The sequence below is a fragment of the Pseudomonas sp. Sample_24 genome, from assembly GCF_004307605.1.
Classification (GTDB): Bacteria; Pseudomonadota; Gammaproteobacteria; order Pseudomonadales; family Pseudomonadaceae; genus Aquipseudomonas.
Genome location: NZ_RCNW01000343.1, coordinates 5841 through 19127, shown reverse-complemented (window position 1 = coordinate 19127; position 13287 = coordinate 5841). Strand labels below are relative to the sequence as shown.

The 13287-nt window shown below is 60.2% G+C and carries 14 protein-coding genes; 7 read left to right on the top strand and 7 right to left on the bottom strand.

The window, feature by feature from the left end; genetic code table 11:
- The 6 genes from D8V06_RS19130 to D8V06_RS19105 form a co-directional block, all read right to left on the bottom strand.
- Positions 1–357 (bottom strand): HD domain-containing protein (locus tag D8V06_RS19130; RefSeq protein WP_130931546.1); only part of this gene is annotated, 357 nt, incomplete at its 3' end.
- 121 nt (positions 358–478) lie between these two features.
- The gene (gene rlmD / locus D8V06_RS19125) at positions 479–1831 is read right to left on the bottom strand and encodes a 23S rRNA (uracil(1939)-C(5))-methyltransferase RlmD (RefSeq protein ID WP_130931545.1); all 1353 of its coding nucleotides are present in this window, start codon (positions 1829–1831) and stop codon (positions 479–481) included.
- The gene (gene cysM / locus D8V06_RS19120) at positions 1831–2733 is read right to left on the bottom strand and encodes a cysteine synthase CysM (protein WP_056853124.1); all 903 of its coding nucleotides are present in this window, start codon (positions 2731–2733) and stop codon (positions 1831–1833) included. Before cysM ends, rlmD begins: the two co-directional genes overlap by 1 nt.
- A gap of 107 nt (positions 2734–2840) precedes the next feature.
- A complete protein-coding gene (locus tag D8V06_RS19115; RefSeq protein WP_130931544.1) occupies positions 2841–3863 on the bottom strand; it encodes a PDDEXK nuclease domain-containing protein in 1023 nt (340 codons plus the stop codon).
- Positions 3864–4017: 154 nt separating this feature from the next.
- On the bottom strand, positions 4018–5433 hold the full coding sequence (locus D8V06_RS19110) for a sensor histidine kinase (protein ID WP_130931543.1): 1416 nt from the start codon (positions 5431–5433) through the stop codon (positions 4018–4020).
- A complete protein-coding gene (locus D8V06_RS19105; RefSeq protein ID WP_130931542.1) occupies positions 5423–6142 on the bottom strand; it encodes a response regulator transcription factor in 720 nt (239 codons plus the stop codon). The genes D8V06_RS19110 and D8V06_RS19105 overlap by 11 nt, the downstream gene beginning before the upstream one ends.
- 216 nt (positions 6143–6358) lie before the next feature.
- Between D8V06_RS19105 and D8V06_RS19100 the strand changes: the two genes are divergently transcribed.
- From D8V06_RS19100 to D8V06_RS19085, 4 genes are all read left to right on the top strand, one after another.
- Entirely contained in the window at positions 6359–9112 is a 2754-nt protein-coding gene (locus D8V06_RS19100) for a response regulator (protein ID WP_056853128.1), read from the top strand.
- Positions 9113–9211: 99 nt separating this feature from the next.
- Positions 9212–10204, top strand: coding sequence for a 2-hydroxyacid dehydrogenase (locus D8V06_RS19095; protein ID WP_130931541.1), 993 nt, complete (start codon positions 9212–9214; stop codon positions 10202–10204).
- 77 nt (positions 10205–10281) lie between these two features.
- A complete protein-coding gene (locus tag D8V06_RS19090) occupies positions 10282–10716 on the top strand; it encodes a hypothetical protein (protein ID WP_007988765.1) in 435 nt (144 codons plus the stop codon).
- On the top strand, positions 10716–11120 hold the full coding sequence (locus D8V06_RS19085; RefSeq protein WP_056853130.1) for an META domain-containing protein: 405 nt from the start codon (positions 10716–10718) through the stop codon (positions 11118–11120). Before D8V06_RS19090 ends, D8V06_RS19085 begins: the two co-directional genes overlap by 1 nt.
- A 130-nt stretch (positions 11121–11250) precedes the next feature.
- Here the strand turns inward: D8V06_RS19085 and D8V06_RS19080 are convergent, their stop codons facing one another.
- Positions 11251–11718, bottom strand: coding sequence for a TlpA disulfide reductase family protein (locus D8V06_RS19080; RefSeq protein ID WP_130907419.1), 468 nt, complete (start codon positions 11716–11718; stop codon positions 11251–11253).
- Between the two features lie 114 nt (positions 11719–11832).
- On the opposite strand from D8V06_RS19080, the gene arsC reads away from it, so the two are divergent.
- Genes arsC through D8V06_RS19065 form a run of 3 tightly spaced genes read left to right on the top strand, consistent with a single transcriptional unit; the run spans position 11833 to position 13207 of the window.
- Positions 11833–12186, top strand: a complete 354-nt coding sequence (gene arsC / locus D8V06_RS19075; protein WP_056853132.1) for an arsenate reductase (glutaredoxin) — start codon at positions 11833–11835, stop codon at positions 12184–12186.
- Complete coding sequence (gene wrbA, locus D8V06_RS19070) at positions 12183–12779, top strand: NAD(P)H:quinone oxidoreductase (protein ID WP_130931540.1); 597 nt, start codon at positions 12183–12185, stop codon at positions 12777–12779. Before arsC ends, wrbA begins: the two co-directional genes overlap by 4 nt.
- 2 nt (positions 12780–12781) lie before the next feature.
- A complete protein-coding gene (locus tag D8V06_RS19065; RefSeq protein WP_130931539.1) occupies positions 12782–13207 on the top strand; it encodes a DUF2069 domain-containing protein in 426 nt (141 codons plus the stop codon).
- Positions 13208–13287 lie beyond the last annotated feature (80 nt).

The window sequence follows — 13287 nt, the reverse complement described above, 5'->3', positions numbered from 1 at the left end:
CACGCCGTCGATGAGTTTGGCGACCACCGGACCAAAGCGCTGGCTGACCGCCGGCAACGGGATCTGACCTTCGCGCACGCCTCGGTACAGGACCGCAGCGACCAACGAATCCTGATCGAGTTTGAGGTCGGCGAGAATTTCGGCGATTTCAAGGCCGGTACGGAAACTCGAGTTGCCTTCCGACCATAAATTCTTGGCCGCATTGGCCTGCTGCTCAGACTCGCGAGCGAACTCGCAAGCCTCTTTCAAGGCTTCGCGATCCAGCGCCAGATCGACACTGACCGCATGATCGAGCCAAGCCTCGAGATTGATACTGCCGTCGGTGTTGATCGGCTGGTGTGCTCTCACCTGTACCATCTTGCTTACCTTCCCTACGACGCAGATTCAATGCGTCAAATCGCTGACCTTCGTTGCCCGTGCGCCCACGTCGGGCTGATGCGCGGTTGCACGGGCGGGCCAGTCGGACCAGACGAGCATCCTAGCTCGCTTCAAATAACGCCATGGCCTCGACATGTGCCGTCTGAGGAAACATATCGAGAATCCCGGCACGTTTTAACCGGTAGCCCTGCTTGATCAATTCGACCGTGTCGCGCGCCAGAGTTGCCGGATTGCACGACACATATACCAACCGTTCGGCACCCAGCGTCCTGAGCTTGCGCACAACCTCGAAAGCACCGTCACGCGGTGGGTCCAAGAGTACCGCACAAAAGCCTTCCCGCGCCCATTCGGCATCGGTCAACGGCTGGGATAAATCGGCCTGAAAAAACTTCGCGTTATGCAGATTATTGCTAGCCGCGTTTGCCGCCGCCCGATCAACCATCGTCTGCACGCCCTCCACCGCCACCACTTCGCGAGTGGCCTTGGCCAGCGGCAAGGCAAAATTGCCGAGACCGCAGAACAGATCGAGAACCCGCTCATCCGTCGCAGGTTTCAGCCAGTCCAGCGCCTGGGCAACCATCGCTTCGTTGACGCCGGCGTTGACCTGAATGAAATCCCCTGGACGATAAGCCAACTCCAGATCCCACTGCTCAAGACGATAGCCCAGCGCCTGACCGGCCTCGACCGGTTGCGGCTCGCCGTCGCCATGCAGCCACAACTGGGCTTCATGGAGCGCACAGAAATCCTTGAGAATGGTCAGGTCGCCTTCGGACAATGGCGCCATGTGTCGCAGCAAAACCGCCAGTGATGAGCCGCTGAACAACTCCACATGCCCGAGTGCCTGAGGTTTGCTCAAGCGGCGCAACATCGGCGGCAAGCCGGTCATGATCGGCTGCAAGGGTTGTACCAGCACCGGACATTCATTGATGCCGACAATGTCCTGGCTGCCGGCGGCGCGGAAACCGACTTCGAGCATCTTGGCCTTCATGTCCCATCGCACGGCTACGCGGGCGCGGCGACGGTAGCCGAACTCTGGACCGCTCAACGGGACAGCCCACTCTTCGGTCTCGACGCCGGCGACCTTGGACAACTGCTCGGCGAGCATGCGCTGTTTCAGTGCGAGCTGTTCGTCATGTGGCAGATGCTGCACGCTGCAACCGCCGCAACGGCCGGCGTGGGCGCACGGTGCCGGGCGGCGCAGTTCGCTGGCCTTGAACACCCGTTCGGTGCGCGCCTCGACCACTTTGCCGTGGGCGCCAAGTACACGCGCTTCGATCTCTTCACCGGCCAATGCGCCGATGACGAACCAGGTACGCCCTTCGAAAAACGCGATACCGCGACCGTCATTGGCCAGGCGCTCGATGGTCAGGCGCTGTTTTTTGCCGGTCGGGACTTGCGGGGCCTTGCTGCCGCCGGTGGGCTGGAAGCGCAGGCCTCTTTCATGTTTGGCCATCAGTTGGGCGCGTCGAAAATGCCGGTCGACAGGTAACGGTCGCCACGGTCGCAGATGATCGCGACGATCACCGCGTTTTCAACTTCTTTGGACAGACGCAGCATCGCTGCCACTGCGCCGCCCGAGGACACGCCGCAGAAGATGCCTTCTTCACGGGCCAGTCGACGGGTCACGTCTTCGGCTTCGCTTTGCGCCATGTCGACGATCCGGTCCACGCGATCGGCCTGATAGATCTTCGGCAGGTATTCCTGGGGCCAGCGACGGATACCCGGGATCGCCGAGCCTTCCATCGGTTGCAGGCCGATGATCTGCACGGCGTCGCTCTGTTCTTTCAGGTACCGCGAAACCCCCATGATGGTGCCGGTGGTGCCCATGGAGCTGACGAAATGGGTGATGGTGCCCTGGGTCTGACGCCAGATTTCCGGGCCAGTGGTGGTGTAATGCGCCTCGGGGTTGTCGCCATTGGCGAACTGATCCAGCACTTTGCCACGGCCTTCGGCCTCCATGCGCTGGGCGAGGTCGCGGGCGCCTTCCATGCCTTCTTCCTGGCTGACCAGAATCAACTCGGCGCCATAAGCGGTCATGGCAGCCTTGCGTTCAGCGCTGGAGTTGTCGGGCATGATCAGGATCATCTTGTAACCCTTGATCGCGGCGGCCATGGCCAACGCAATACCGGTGTTACCCGAAGTCGCTTCGATCAGCGTATCGCCGGCATGGATCTGCCCACGCAGCTCGGCGCGGGTGATCATCGACAGCGCCGGACGGTCCTTGACCGAACCCGCCGGGTTATTCCCTTCAAGCTTGAGCAAAAGGGTGTTGCTGGTGGCGCCAGGCAGGCGCTGCAAACGAACCAGCGGAGTGTTGCCGACGCAATCGGCGATGGTTGGGTACTGCAAGGTCATGGCGTATTCGCAATCCAGACTGCGGGGGCGCCTATCATACCGGCAAACGTTCGAAGGCCATATCACGCAAAGTGTGGTGCTTATGGCTAACAGGAATAAGCCCTGGCTCAGTCCTCATCCGCTTGCCCGACATTCAATGCGTAGAACTCGTGCAGCTTGGCTTGCAACAGCAGTTTGTCCGGCAGTTGTACCTGATACTCAGCGATAAGCGCAGGCGACAGGCTGCGGTTGAGCGCATATTCAACCACCTCATCTTCCTTGCTGGCACAAAGCAGGACTCCAATGGCAGGGTTCTCATGAGGCTTTCGTTCGTCGCGGTCCAGTGCTTCCAGGTAGAAGTTCAGCTTGCCCAGATACTCCGGCTCAAAACGACCGACCTTGAGTTCAATGGCTACCAGGCAGTTAAGTCCCCGGTGGAAGAACAAGAGGTCCAGGGCGAAATCCCGCCCGCCAACTTGCAGCGGGTATTGGGAGCCGACAAAACAGAAATCACGGCCCAGTTCGATCAGGAACTCCTTGAGACGCGCCAGCAGCCCCTGATGCAAATCGGTTTCGGCATGGGTTCCGGGCAGGTCGAGAAATTCGAGCATGTAGGCGTCACGAAAAATCTCCAGCGCCGAGGGATGGGTATGTTTCAGTGCTGTTGAGATTTTTGCCGGCTGAGTAACGCTGCGCTCAAATAATGCTGCCTTGAACTGGCGCTCCAGCTCACGAGTTGACCACTTCTCCTGGATAGCCATACGTAAATAGAACTCGCGCTCTTGAGGGTGCTTGCTCTGAGTCAGAATCAGCAGGTTGTGGGTCCAGGGTAATTGTGTCAGCAGTGCTGACACTTTTTCATCGCCCCGATAGGCCTCGTAGAATTGGCGCATACGGAACAAGTTACGCCGGGTAAACCCGCGCAACCCCGGTTGCGTCCTTGCCAGATGCTCAGCCAATTGACCGACCACGGAATCGCCCCACTCGGCCCGTTCCAGCTTGCGACTGATATGAGCACCGACCTGCCAGTACAACTCGATCAGTTGCGTATTGACCGCTCGAATGGCCTGCTGTCTGGCACCGTGGATCAGCGCGAGCACTTCGCTGAAACGATCATCTGATGTGCCGCTGGTTACGTCCGGTGCAGTCATGTTCTGTTCCTTGAGGATGATTGAAGGCCAGAGCTTAATCGGTCAAGGAAGTATGAAAATGCCGCTGATACCCTTTCGGAAATGTCGTACAACAATGCCGGAACGCTCCGGCGTGAGCAGATGTTGAGGGCTTGGCTGACCTTGCAGCTCGCACTTACTGAGTTTGAAGGGACGCCAGTGCAGGCGCAGTCTTGCTGGCGCAAGCGCTATCACTGACTTGGCTTTCATCCGCGATCAGCCGCATGTTCATCCGCAACCCGCTACCCGTATTCTCGGCCCACAGCTGCCCGCCCTGTCGCTGCACCGCATTCCTCGCGATGCTAAGGCCCAGACCAAACCCGCCGTCCCCGGGCCGCGAGCCATCGAGGCGGGTGAAAGGCAGGAAGATCCGTTCCAGATCGGCTTGCGCCACGCCGCCACCCTGGTCCTCCAGCCACAGATGCCAGTACTCGCCGTCACGCCGGCCACCAAGGAGGACGATGCCGCCCTTGGGTGAATGACGAATAGCATTGCGCAACATGTTTTCCAGCGCTTGGGCCAACGTATCGAGATGGCCGCGAACCCAGCAGGAAGCGTCCACCGAACACAGCAACTGCCCGTTCGGCCAGCAGCTTTCATAGCAGGCGTTTTCGGTGAGCATTTCCCACAATGCCTGGACCTGGATCGCTTCATCAGGCAATCGGGTGCGTTCGGTGTCAAGCCAGGCCAGTTGCAGCGTGTCTTCCACCAATCGCTGCATGCCGTCGACTTCACGACCAATACGTTCGCGTAACGACTCCAGGCCCTGCTCGCTTTCACTGGCCACCCGCAGGCGACTCAGTGGTGTGCGCAATTCGTGGGACAGGTCGCGCAGCAATTGCTGTTGCAACGCAACCGTGCTTTGCAGACGTTCGGACATATGATCGAACGCTCTGCCCAGTTCACCCAGCTCATCGGTACGATTGGTCGTGCGGCTCGACAGCCGCACACTCAATTGGTCGACCCGCCAGGCATTGGCCTGAGCACGCAAGTGATTGAGTGGTACCACCAACAGGCGATACAGCCCGACGCATAACAGCAATGTGAACAAGCCCGGAATCACACCGTTGGTGATCACCCGCCAGAACACCCGATATTGTCCCGGCAGAAAGCGTTCGGGCAACTCGATTACCAGGCTCCCGGTGGACGGGTCGCCAGGGAACGGTACCCGCATCCACGGCCGGCCTTTTTTGTGGATCGGCCAATCCAATCCGCGCAGGAAGGTCAGGCGCTCGATTTCCTTGTCCGAAAGTGACTGGTTGCTCAAAGACTGCAAATCACCGCCGATGACACCGACCCAGCCTTTTTCCCGCTGATGCATCGCCTGCAACCAGTCATCGATGCCGGCGTTCTGGCGCAACTGCCAGGCTTGTTCGGCTTCGGCGGCGTAGTGCGTCAGGGTTCTGCGGGCATCATCGGAGAGGAACTGATTGCGCTGTTCCATATAACGACCCCAGGACCAGCTCAACCAGATCATCAGCAAACAGAATGCGACCAGCAAACAGGCAAGCTTCCAGAATAGCGAGTGCCGGCCCGGCACATTACATTTCATCACTGGCGCTCAGAATGTAGCCCTTGCCCCAGACCGTCCGCACTTCGCGTTCGGTATAGCCGATGGCCTTGAGCTTGCGGCGGATCTGGCTGATGTGCATGTCCAGACTGCGGTCATGGGCAGAGTAACCGCGTTGCAGGACATGTTGATAAAGGAAGGCTTTGCTCAACACTTCATCGTCATTGCGATTCAGGGTTTCCAGCAAGCGGTATTCGCTGCGGGTCAGGCCGGCGGCTCGCTCGCCGTAAAAAACCTCGGACTGTTCATCGTCGAAATGCAGGCTGTCCCGCGGCGGCGCAATCGCTGCCGGCGTCGGCCGACGGTCGAGGGCGACGCGGCGCAGGATCGCTTCGATGCGTACCCGCAACTCGACCATGCTGAACGGCTTGGTCAGGTAATCATCACCCCCCAGGCTAAAGCCACTGATGCGATCCGCTTCGGCCCCCAGCGCCGACATCAGCAACACCGGGGTGGAGTGACTCTGGCGCAATTGCGTCAGCACTGACAACCCGTCCAGTCCGGGCAACAGAATGTCCATCAACACCACGTCGAAGGCTTGCTCGCGGGCAGCGGCGAGGCCTTCCTGGCCGTTCTGGCACCAGGTCACCTGAAAGCCGCTGCGGCCCAGATGCTCATGGACATAAGCACCGAGCACGAGATCGTCTTCGATGGAAAGGATGCGCGGATGACCAGAGGCGATGGGAGTCATGAGTATCTGCAAATAATTCTCAGTTGATAATTATTCAAGATTGCTTCGCCTGAGGCAACCCGACACTTTGCGCAACCGTTGAAAAGGCCCGAACTGGCCGACGAACGACGACATCAATTTTACGAAGATTGCCCGCCAGCAAATCGCTACACTGCGCAGGTGGTGCATGCCACACGCGAGTGCAGGACTATCGATAGCTGGATGCAGGAGAGATGCGTGCTCAAGAAACTGGGAATCAAAGGCCGCGTGCTGTTGCTGACTCTATTGCCGACCAGCCTCATGGCGCTGGTCCTGGGTGGTTATTTCACCTGGATGCAGCAATCGGACTTGCAAACCCAACTCATGCAACGTGGCGAAATGATCGCCGAGCAACTGGCGCCGCTGGTAGCGCCGGCCATGGGCCATAAAAACAACGAGCTGCTCGAACGCATCGCTACGCAATCCCTCGAGCAGCCGGACGTGCGTGCCGTAACTTTCCTCGCACCTGACCGCACGTTACTGGCCCATGCGGGACCGACCATGCTCAACCAGGCGCCGCTGGGCGATGGTTCGCAAATGTTGCGGCGCAGTGGCAGCGATGCGACGCGTTATCTGCTGCCGGTGTTCGGCAAGCATCGTAATCTGGCAGGCGATGTGATACCCGATGAGGCCGATCGCCTGTTGGGCTGGGTCGAGCTCGAACTGTCGCACAATGGCATGTTGCTGCGCGGTTACCGCAGCCTGTTCGCCAGCCTGATGATGATCGCCGCCGGCCTGGGTGGCGCGGCGTTGCTGGCCTTGCGCATGGGCCGCACCATCAACCGGCCGCTGACCCAGATCAAGCAGGCCGTAGCCCAACTCAAGGACGGTCATCTGGAAACCCGGCTGCCACCCCTTGGCAGTCATGAGCTGGACGAACTGGCATCGGGCATCAACCGCATGGCTGGCACCCTGCAAAATGCCCAGGAAGAATTGCAGCACAGCATCGACCAGGCCACCGAAGATGTTCGCCAGAACCTCGAAACCATCGAGATCCAGAACATCGAACTCGACCTGGCGCGCAAGGAGGCACTGGAGGCGAGCCGGATCAAATCCGAATTCCTGGCCAACATGAGCCACGAAATCCGCACGCCGCTCAACGGTATTCTCGGTTTTACCCATTTGCTGCAGAAAAGCGAGTTGACCCCGCGCCAGCTCGATTATCTGGGCACCATCGAAAAGTCTGCCGACAGCCTGTTGGGGATCATCAACGAGATCCTCGACTTTTCGAAAATCGAGGCCGGCAAACTGGTGCTCGACCATATTCCGTTCAACTTGCGCGATCTGCTGCAGGACACCCTGACCATCCTTGCCCCCGCTGCCCACGCCAAACAACTTGAGCTGGTGAGCCTGGTGTATCGCGACACGCCTTTGTCGCTGGTCGGCGACCCGCTGCGGCTCAAGCAGATCCTCACCAATCTGGTCAGCAACGCCATCAAGTTCACCCGCGAAGGCACCATCGTCGCCCGGGCCATGCTCGAAGAAGAACACGATGACAGTGTGCAACTGCGCATCAGTATTCAGGACACTGGCATCGGCCTGTCGAGCCAGGACGTACGCGCGCTGTTCCAGGCTTTCAGTCAGGCCGATAACTCACTGTCCCGGCAACCGGGCGGCACGGGGCTGGGGCTGGTGATTTCCAAGCGACTGATCGAACAAATGGGCGGCGAGATCGGTGTCGACAGTACACCGGGCGAAGGTTCGGAGTTCTGGATCAGCCTGAGCCTGCCCAAAACCCGCGACGATGCCGAAGACCTGCCCGGCCCGCCGCTGTCGGGTCGTCGTGTGGCGGTGCTGGAAAACCATGACCTGGCCCGTCAGGCGCTGCAGCATCAACTGGAAGATTGCGGTCTCGCGGTCACGCCGTTCAACACGCTGGAAAGCTTGACCAATGGCGTGACTGGCGTCCATCAGACCGATCAGGCCATCGACCTGGCGGTGCTGGGCGTCACCAGCAATGACATGCCGCCCGAGCGCCTTAATCAATACATCTGGGACCTCGAACACCTTGGTTGCAAAGTGCTGGTGCTCTGCCCGACCACGGAGCAGACGCTGTTCCACCTCTCGGTGCCCAACCCTCACAGCCAACTCCAGGCCAAACCGGCCTGCACCCGCAAGTTACGACGCGCACTGTCCGACCTGGTCAACCCGCGCCAGATTCGCAGCGAACCCGGCGAACCGGTTTCCAGTCGCGCGCCTAAAGTGCTGTGCGTTGACGACAACCCGGCCAATCTGCTGCTGGTGCAGACGTTGCTCGAAGACATGGGCGCCAAGGTGCTCGCCGTGGAAAGCGGCTACGCAGCCGTCAAAGCGGTGCAAAACGAGACCTTCGACCTGGTGCTGATGGACGTGCAGATGCCGGGAATGGACGGACGGCAAAGTACCGAGGCGATCCGCCAGTGGGAGAGCGAGCGGCATTGCACACCGCTGCCGATCGTGGCGCTCACCGCCCATGCCATGGCCAATGAAAAACGCGCCTTGTTGCAAAGCGGCATGGACGACTACCTGACCAAACCGATCAGTGAGCGGCAACTGGCGCAGGTGGTGCTGAAATGGAGTGGCCTGGCGCTGCGCAACCATAGCCCGGAGCGCGCCAGCGACAGCCACAACGGTGCCTTTGAGTTGCAAGTGCTCGATCACGAAGAAGGCTTGCGTCTGGCCGCGGGCAAGGCCGATCTGGCGGCAGACATGCTGGCGATGTTGCTGGCGTCGCTGGAAGCCGACCGTGAAGCGATCCGCCAGGCCCAGGAAAGCCGCGATCACAACGCGCTGATCGAACGTGTCCATCGCCTGCACGGCGCAACCCGTTACTGCGGCGTGCCGCAACTGCGCGCCGCCTGCCAACGCAGCGAAACCCTGCTCAAGCAACAGGACCCGAAAGCCTACAGCGCACTCGAAGAACTCGACCGGGCAATCAATCGTCTGGCCGCCCAGGCGCGCATCAATGCCTGACCTGGCGCAAAGACGCCGGTAGCGGGAAGGACTAATGTAGGAGCTGCCGCAGGCGACGATCTTTTGATCTTGAAAACGCTGAGTCTTCAGGGAGAACACATGCGCACGATTTTATTCAGCAGCCAGAACTACGACCGCGAGAGTTTTCTCGCCGCGGATCTGCCGCCCGGTATCGAGCTGCACTTTCAGGCGGCGCGGCTGAGCGTTGATACAGTGGCGCTGGCCGAAAATCACGAGGTCGTCTGTGCCTTCATCAATGATGATCTCAGTGCACAGGTGCTCGAACGCCTCGCGGCGGGCGGCACACGCCTGATTGCCCTGCGTTCGGCCGGTTACAACCATGTCGACCTTGCAGCGGCGAAACGCCTCGGGCTGGCGGTGGTGCGCGTCCCGGCCTACTCGCCCCATGCGGTGGCCGAGCATGCAGTGGCGCTGATCCTGGCGCTCAACCGACGTTTGCACCGGGCCTACAACCGTACCCGCGAAGGCGACTTCAGCCTGCACGGGCTGACCGGTTTCGACCTGGTGGGCAAGACCGTCGGCGTGGTCGGTACCGGGCAGATCGGCGCTACATTCGCAAAAATCATGAACGGTTTCGGCTGCCGGTTGCTGGCTTACGACCCGTACCCCAATCCCCAGGTCGAAGCACTCGGTGCCCGTTACCTGGACTTGCCGCAACTGCTGGCCGAATCGCAGATCATCAGCCTGCACTGCCCGCTCAATGGACAGAGCAAGCATCTGATCAACCGCGAGTCTTTGGCGCACATGCAACCGGGGGCGATGTTGATCAATACCGGTCGCGGTGGCCTGGTGGACACCCCGGCGCTGATCGACGCCCTCAAGAGCGGGCAATTGGGTTATCTGGGGCTGGATGTGTATGAAGAGGAAGCGCAGCTGTTCTTCGAGGATCGTTCCGACCTGCCGTTGCAGGACGATGTCCTGGCGCGATTGCTGACGTTCCCTAACGTCATCATTACCGCGCATCAGGCGTTCCTGACCCGCGAAGCCCTTGGCGCGATTGCCGCGACCACCCTCGACAACATTGCGACCTGGAACGCTGGCACTGCGCAAAACCTGGTCACAGTCGACTGAACCTGATCGAAGGTCATGTGCCCGCACCATGCAACGCGAATGCCCGTGCTAGCATATCGCGCATATTTGGAGGACCCATGGTCGAACACGATTTCCGCTACAGCCTGATGAACCCGCAACACACCCTCACCGAATGCCGCGCCCTGGTGCCGGGGCGCTATCAAGTCACCGGCAACGGCGGCTCGATTCGCAATAACGACGTGTTGGTAGTGACCCTCAAGGGCGCCAAGGACTTGTCCATGCGCCTGACCGTCGAAACGGTTCGCCACTTGATCAATCCACCCGGGCAATGGGTTGCGGTAGCCAGTGGCCCGGTGTTCGGCGAACTGGCGATCCACACCTGGCAGGTGAACTGCGACAGCTGTGCAAAAGAGCTGAGCTTCGAGTTCGCGGTCGACGCCAAGTTGGGCAACAAGGCCGAAAAGCCAGCCGCCACTGCGCGGATTGCCGAGCTGGGCTGGACCACCGTCGGCGAAAAGCACCTGTGCCCGAAGTGCCAGGAGCCTGCGTGATGAAACACCTCGCCCTGGCCGCGCTGGTCGGTGCAAGCCTGATGGGCTGTGCTGCCGATCCGGTGCAATTGCAACAAAACCGCAGCTACATTCTGGAGTGGATCGGCGAACGTCCGTTGATGGACTACAGCCACCTGACCATCACGCTCGGCGAAGATGGTCGCGCTTACGGCAATGGTGGCTGCAACCACTGGTTCGCGCCATACACCCTGGAAGGCAACAAGCTGAGCTTCGGCAAAATCGGCAGCACCCGCAAACTCTGCGCGCCGGCGCTGATGGAGCAGGAAAAACGCTTCCTTCAGGCGCTGGAAAACGTGCAACGCTGGGACGTATCGTCAATCGATCAGATGCGTTTCTGGCCGGCCGAAGGCAAGCCGCTGCGCTGGTGGCTTGAGGAAGGTTGATGTCCCCTCCTCCCTTATCATTCCCACGCTCTGCGTGGGAATGATCAAGTGACGCTCCGCGTCACAGGGACGCAAAGCGTCCCGGGCGGCGTTCCCACGCAGAGCGGGGGAACGATCATCATCCCTCGATTCAATTCTGCGCCTGCAACGCCTCCAGCTTCGCCATCACCCCCGCCGCTGTCTGCTCTCCCATCAATTGCTCACGCACCTTGCCTTTGTTATCGATGATATAGGTCACCGGTAATGCCTCACTGCGTGGCAGTTCGAACACTTCTGAAGGGTCCTGGGCCAGCACGGTAAATTTGATTCCAAGCTTCTCACTGGCGCTTTTCAGCTCTTCGCCCTGCACATTGTCGAAGTTGACCCCGAACACACCGATCTTCTTGCCCTGGAGCTGATCGGCCAAGGCGTTCAGCTCCGGGATCTCGGTACGGCACGGCCCGCACCATTCAGCCCAGTAATTGAGCACCAGCCATTTGCCATCCAGACGCTCGGCGGCGACTTTCTGTCCATTCTGGTCAATCCCGTAGTCGTTTCCGCAGCCCCCCAACAGCAACGCCCCAATGATCGTCAATGCTGCTGCCAGTCGCCTTGTCATGTCGTGTTCCTTGTCAAAAATTGAATGCGCCTGCGACCCATCGCCTCCCAAGGTTCTGGATTACGCGCTGCACAGTTAGAATAGCCGCCACCTTACGCAAGATGCGACCCGCTCATGACCGATCTGACGCTTTATCACAACCCGCGCTGCTCGAAATCCCGCGGTGCGCTCGAACTGCTCGAAGCCCGTGGCCTGACGCCGACCGTGGTGCGCTATCTGGAAACCCCGCTCGACGCCGCGCAAATCCAGGGTCTGTTGGGCAAACTCGGCATTAGTGCCCGGCAACTGCTGCGCACCGGCGAGGACGAATACAAGACCCTCGGCCTCGCGGACGGCAGCCTGAGCGAAGCGCAATTGATCGCAGCCATCGCCGCCCACCCGAAACTGATGGAACGTCCGATTCTCGAAGTCGGCGATAAAGCCGTCATCGGTCGTCCACCAGAGCAGATTCTGGAACTGTTGCCATGAGTGCGCCGTACATTCTGGTGCTGTACTACAGCCGCAGCGGTTCGACCAATGAAATGGCCCGGCAAATTGCCCGCGGTGTCGAGCAGGCTGGCCTTGAAGCGCGGTTACGTACCGTGCCGGCGATTTCCACGGAATGCGAAGCCGTGGCGCCGGACATTCCCGACGAAGGCGCGCTCTATGCCAGCCTCGACGACCTTAAAAACTGCGCTGGCCTGGCACTGGGCAGTCCGACTCGTTTCGGCAACATGGCGGCGCCGCTCAAGTACTTCCTCGATGGCACCAGCAACCTGTGGCTGACCGGCGCGCTGGTGGGCAAACCGGCCGGCGTGTTCACGTCCACGGCGAGCCTGCACGGTGGCCAGGAAACCACCCTGCTGTCGATGATGCTGCCATTGCTGCACCAAGGCATGTTGATCACCGGCCTGCCCTACAGCGAATCGGCGTTGCTGGAAACCCAGGGTGGCGGCACGCCGTACGGCGCCAGTCATCACGCCGGAGCCGATGGCAAAAGCGGTCTGGACGCTCATGAAGTGGCGCTGTGCCGTGCACTGGGCATGCGCCTGGCCAAGACTGCGCAGAAACTGGAGGGTTGAAGGTGGCCAAGAAGCCGAAGGTCCTGCCCGCCATCGAATGGCTCGAACCGCGCGTCAAGGCGATGCGCGTCATCAGTCTGCTGTGCTTTTTTGGTCTGGTGGGATTGCTCTGCGTTTACTACTTGATGGTTGCCGATCTGCACGGTGCACGGCCATGGGTGATTCTGCTGATCGAGCTGGTGCCGTTGCTGTTGCTCGCGCCGGGGATGATTGTCGGCAACGCCCGCGGGCATTCATGGATGTGCTTTGTGGTGAACCTGTATTTCATCAAAGGCGCGTTGGCCGCGTATGACCCGAACCGGCAGATGTTCGGCGTGCTGGAGATGGCCGCGAGCCTGGCGGTGTTCTGTTCAGCGCTGTTGTATGTGCGGTGGCGGTATCAGTTGAACCGCAAGTTGGCTGGCGAAGGCGGGATATCCGTCGCCTGATCGGGCCTCATCGCTGGCAAGCCAGCTCCCACAGGTATTGGGCTTGAACACAAATTCTGTGAGCAACTCCCACAGGTATT

What these genes read in the sequence shown, in the direction of transcription:
- rlmD (WP_130931545.1), bottom strand. Translation starts at nt 1,831, where the DNA reads ATGGCCAAACATGAAAGAGGCCTGCGCTTCCAGCCCACCGGCGGCAGC.
- cysM (WP_056853124.1), bottom strand. Translation starts at nt 2,733, where the DNA reads ATGACCTTGCAGTACCCAACCATCGCCGATTGCGTCGGCAACACTCCG.
- D8V06_RS19115 (WP_130931544.1), bottom strand. Translation starts at nt 3,863, where the DNA reads ATGACTGCACCGGACGTAACCAGCGGCACATCAGATGATCGTTTCAGC.
- D8V06_RS19110 (WP_130931543.1), bottom strand. Translation starts at nt 5,433, where the DNA reads ATGAAATGTAATGTGCCGGGCCGGCACTCGCTATTCTGGAAGCTTGCC.
- D8V06_RS19105 (WP_130931542.1), bottom strand. Translation starts at nt 6,142, where the DNA reads ATGACTCCCATCGCCTCTGGTCATCCGCGCATCCTTTCCATCGAAGAC.
- D8V06_RS19095 (WP_130931541.1), top strand. Translation starts at nt 9,212, where the DNA reads ATGCGCACGATTTTATTCAGCAGCCAGAACTACGACCGCGAGAGTTTT.
- D8V06_RS19090 (WP_007988765.1), top strand. Translation starts at nt 10,282, where the DNA reads ATGGTCGAACACGATTTCCGCTACAGCCTGATGAACCCGCAACACACC.
- D8V06_RS19085 (WP_056853130.1), top strand. Translation starts at nt 10,716, where the DNA reads ATGAAACACCTCGCCCTGGCCGCGCTGGTCGGTGCAAGCCTGATGGGC.
- D8V06_RS19080 (WP_130907419.1), bottom strand. Translation starts at nt 11,718, where the DNA reads ATGACAAGGCGACTGGCAGCAGCATTGACGATCATTGGGGCGTTGCTG.
- arsC (WP_056853132.1), top strand. Translation starts at nt 11,833, where the DNA reads ATGACCGATCTGACGCTTTATCACAACCCGCGCTGCTCGAAATCCCGC.
- wrbA (WP_130931540.1), top strand. Translation starts at nt 12,183, where the DNA reads ATGAGTGCGCCGTACATTCTGGTGCTGTACTACAGCCGCAGCGGTTCG.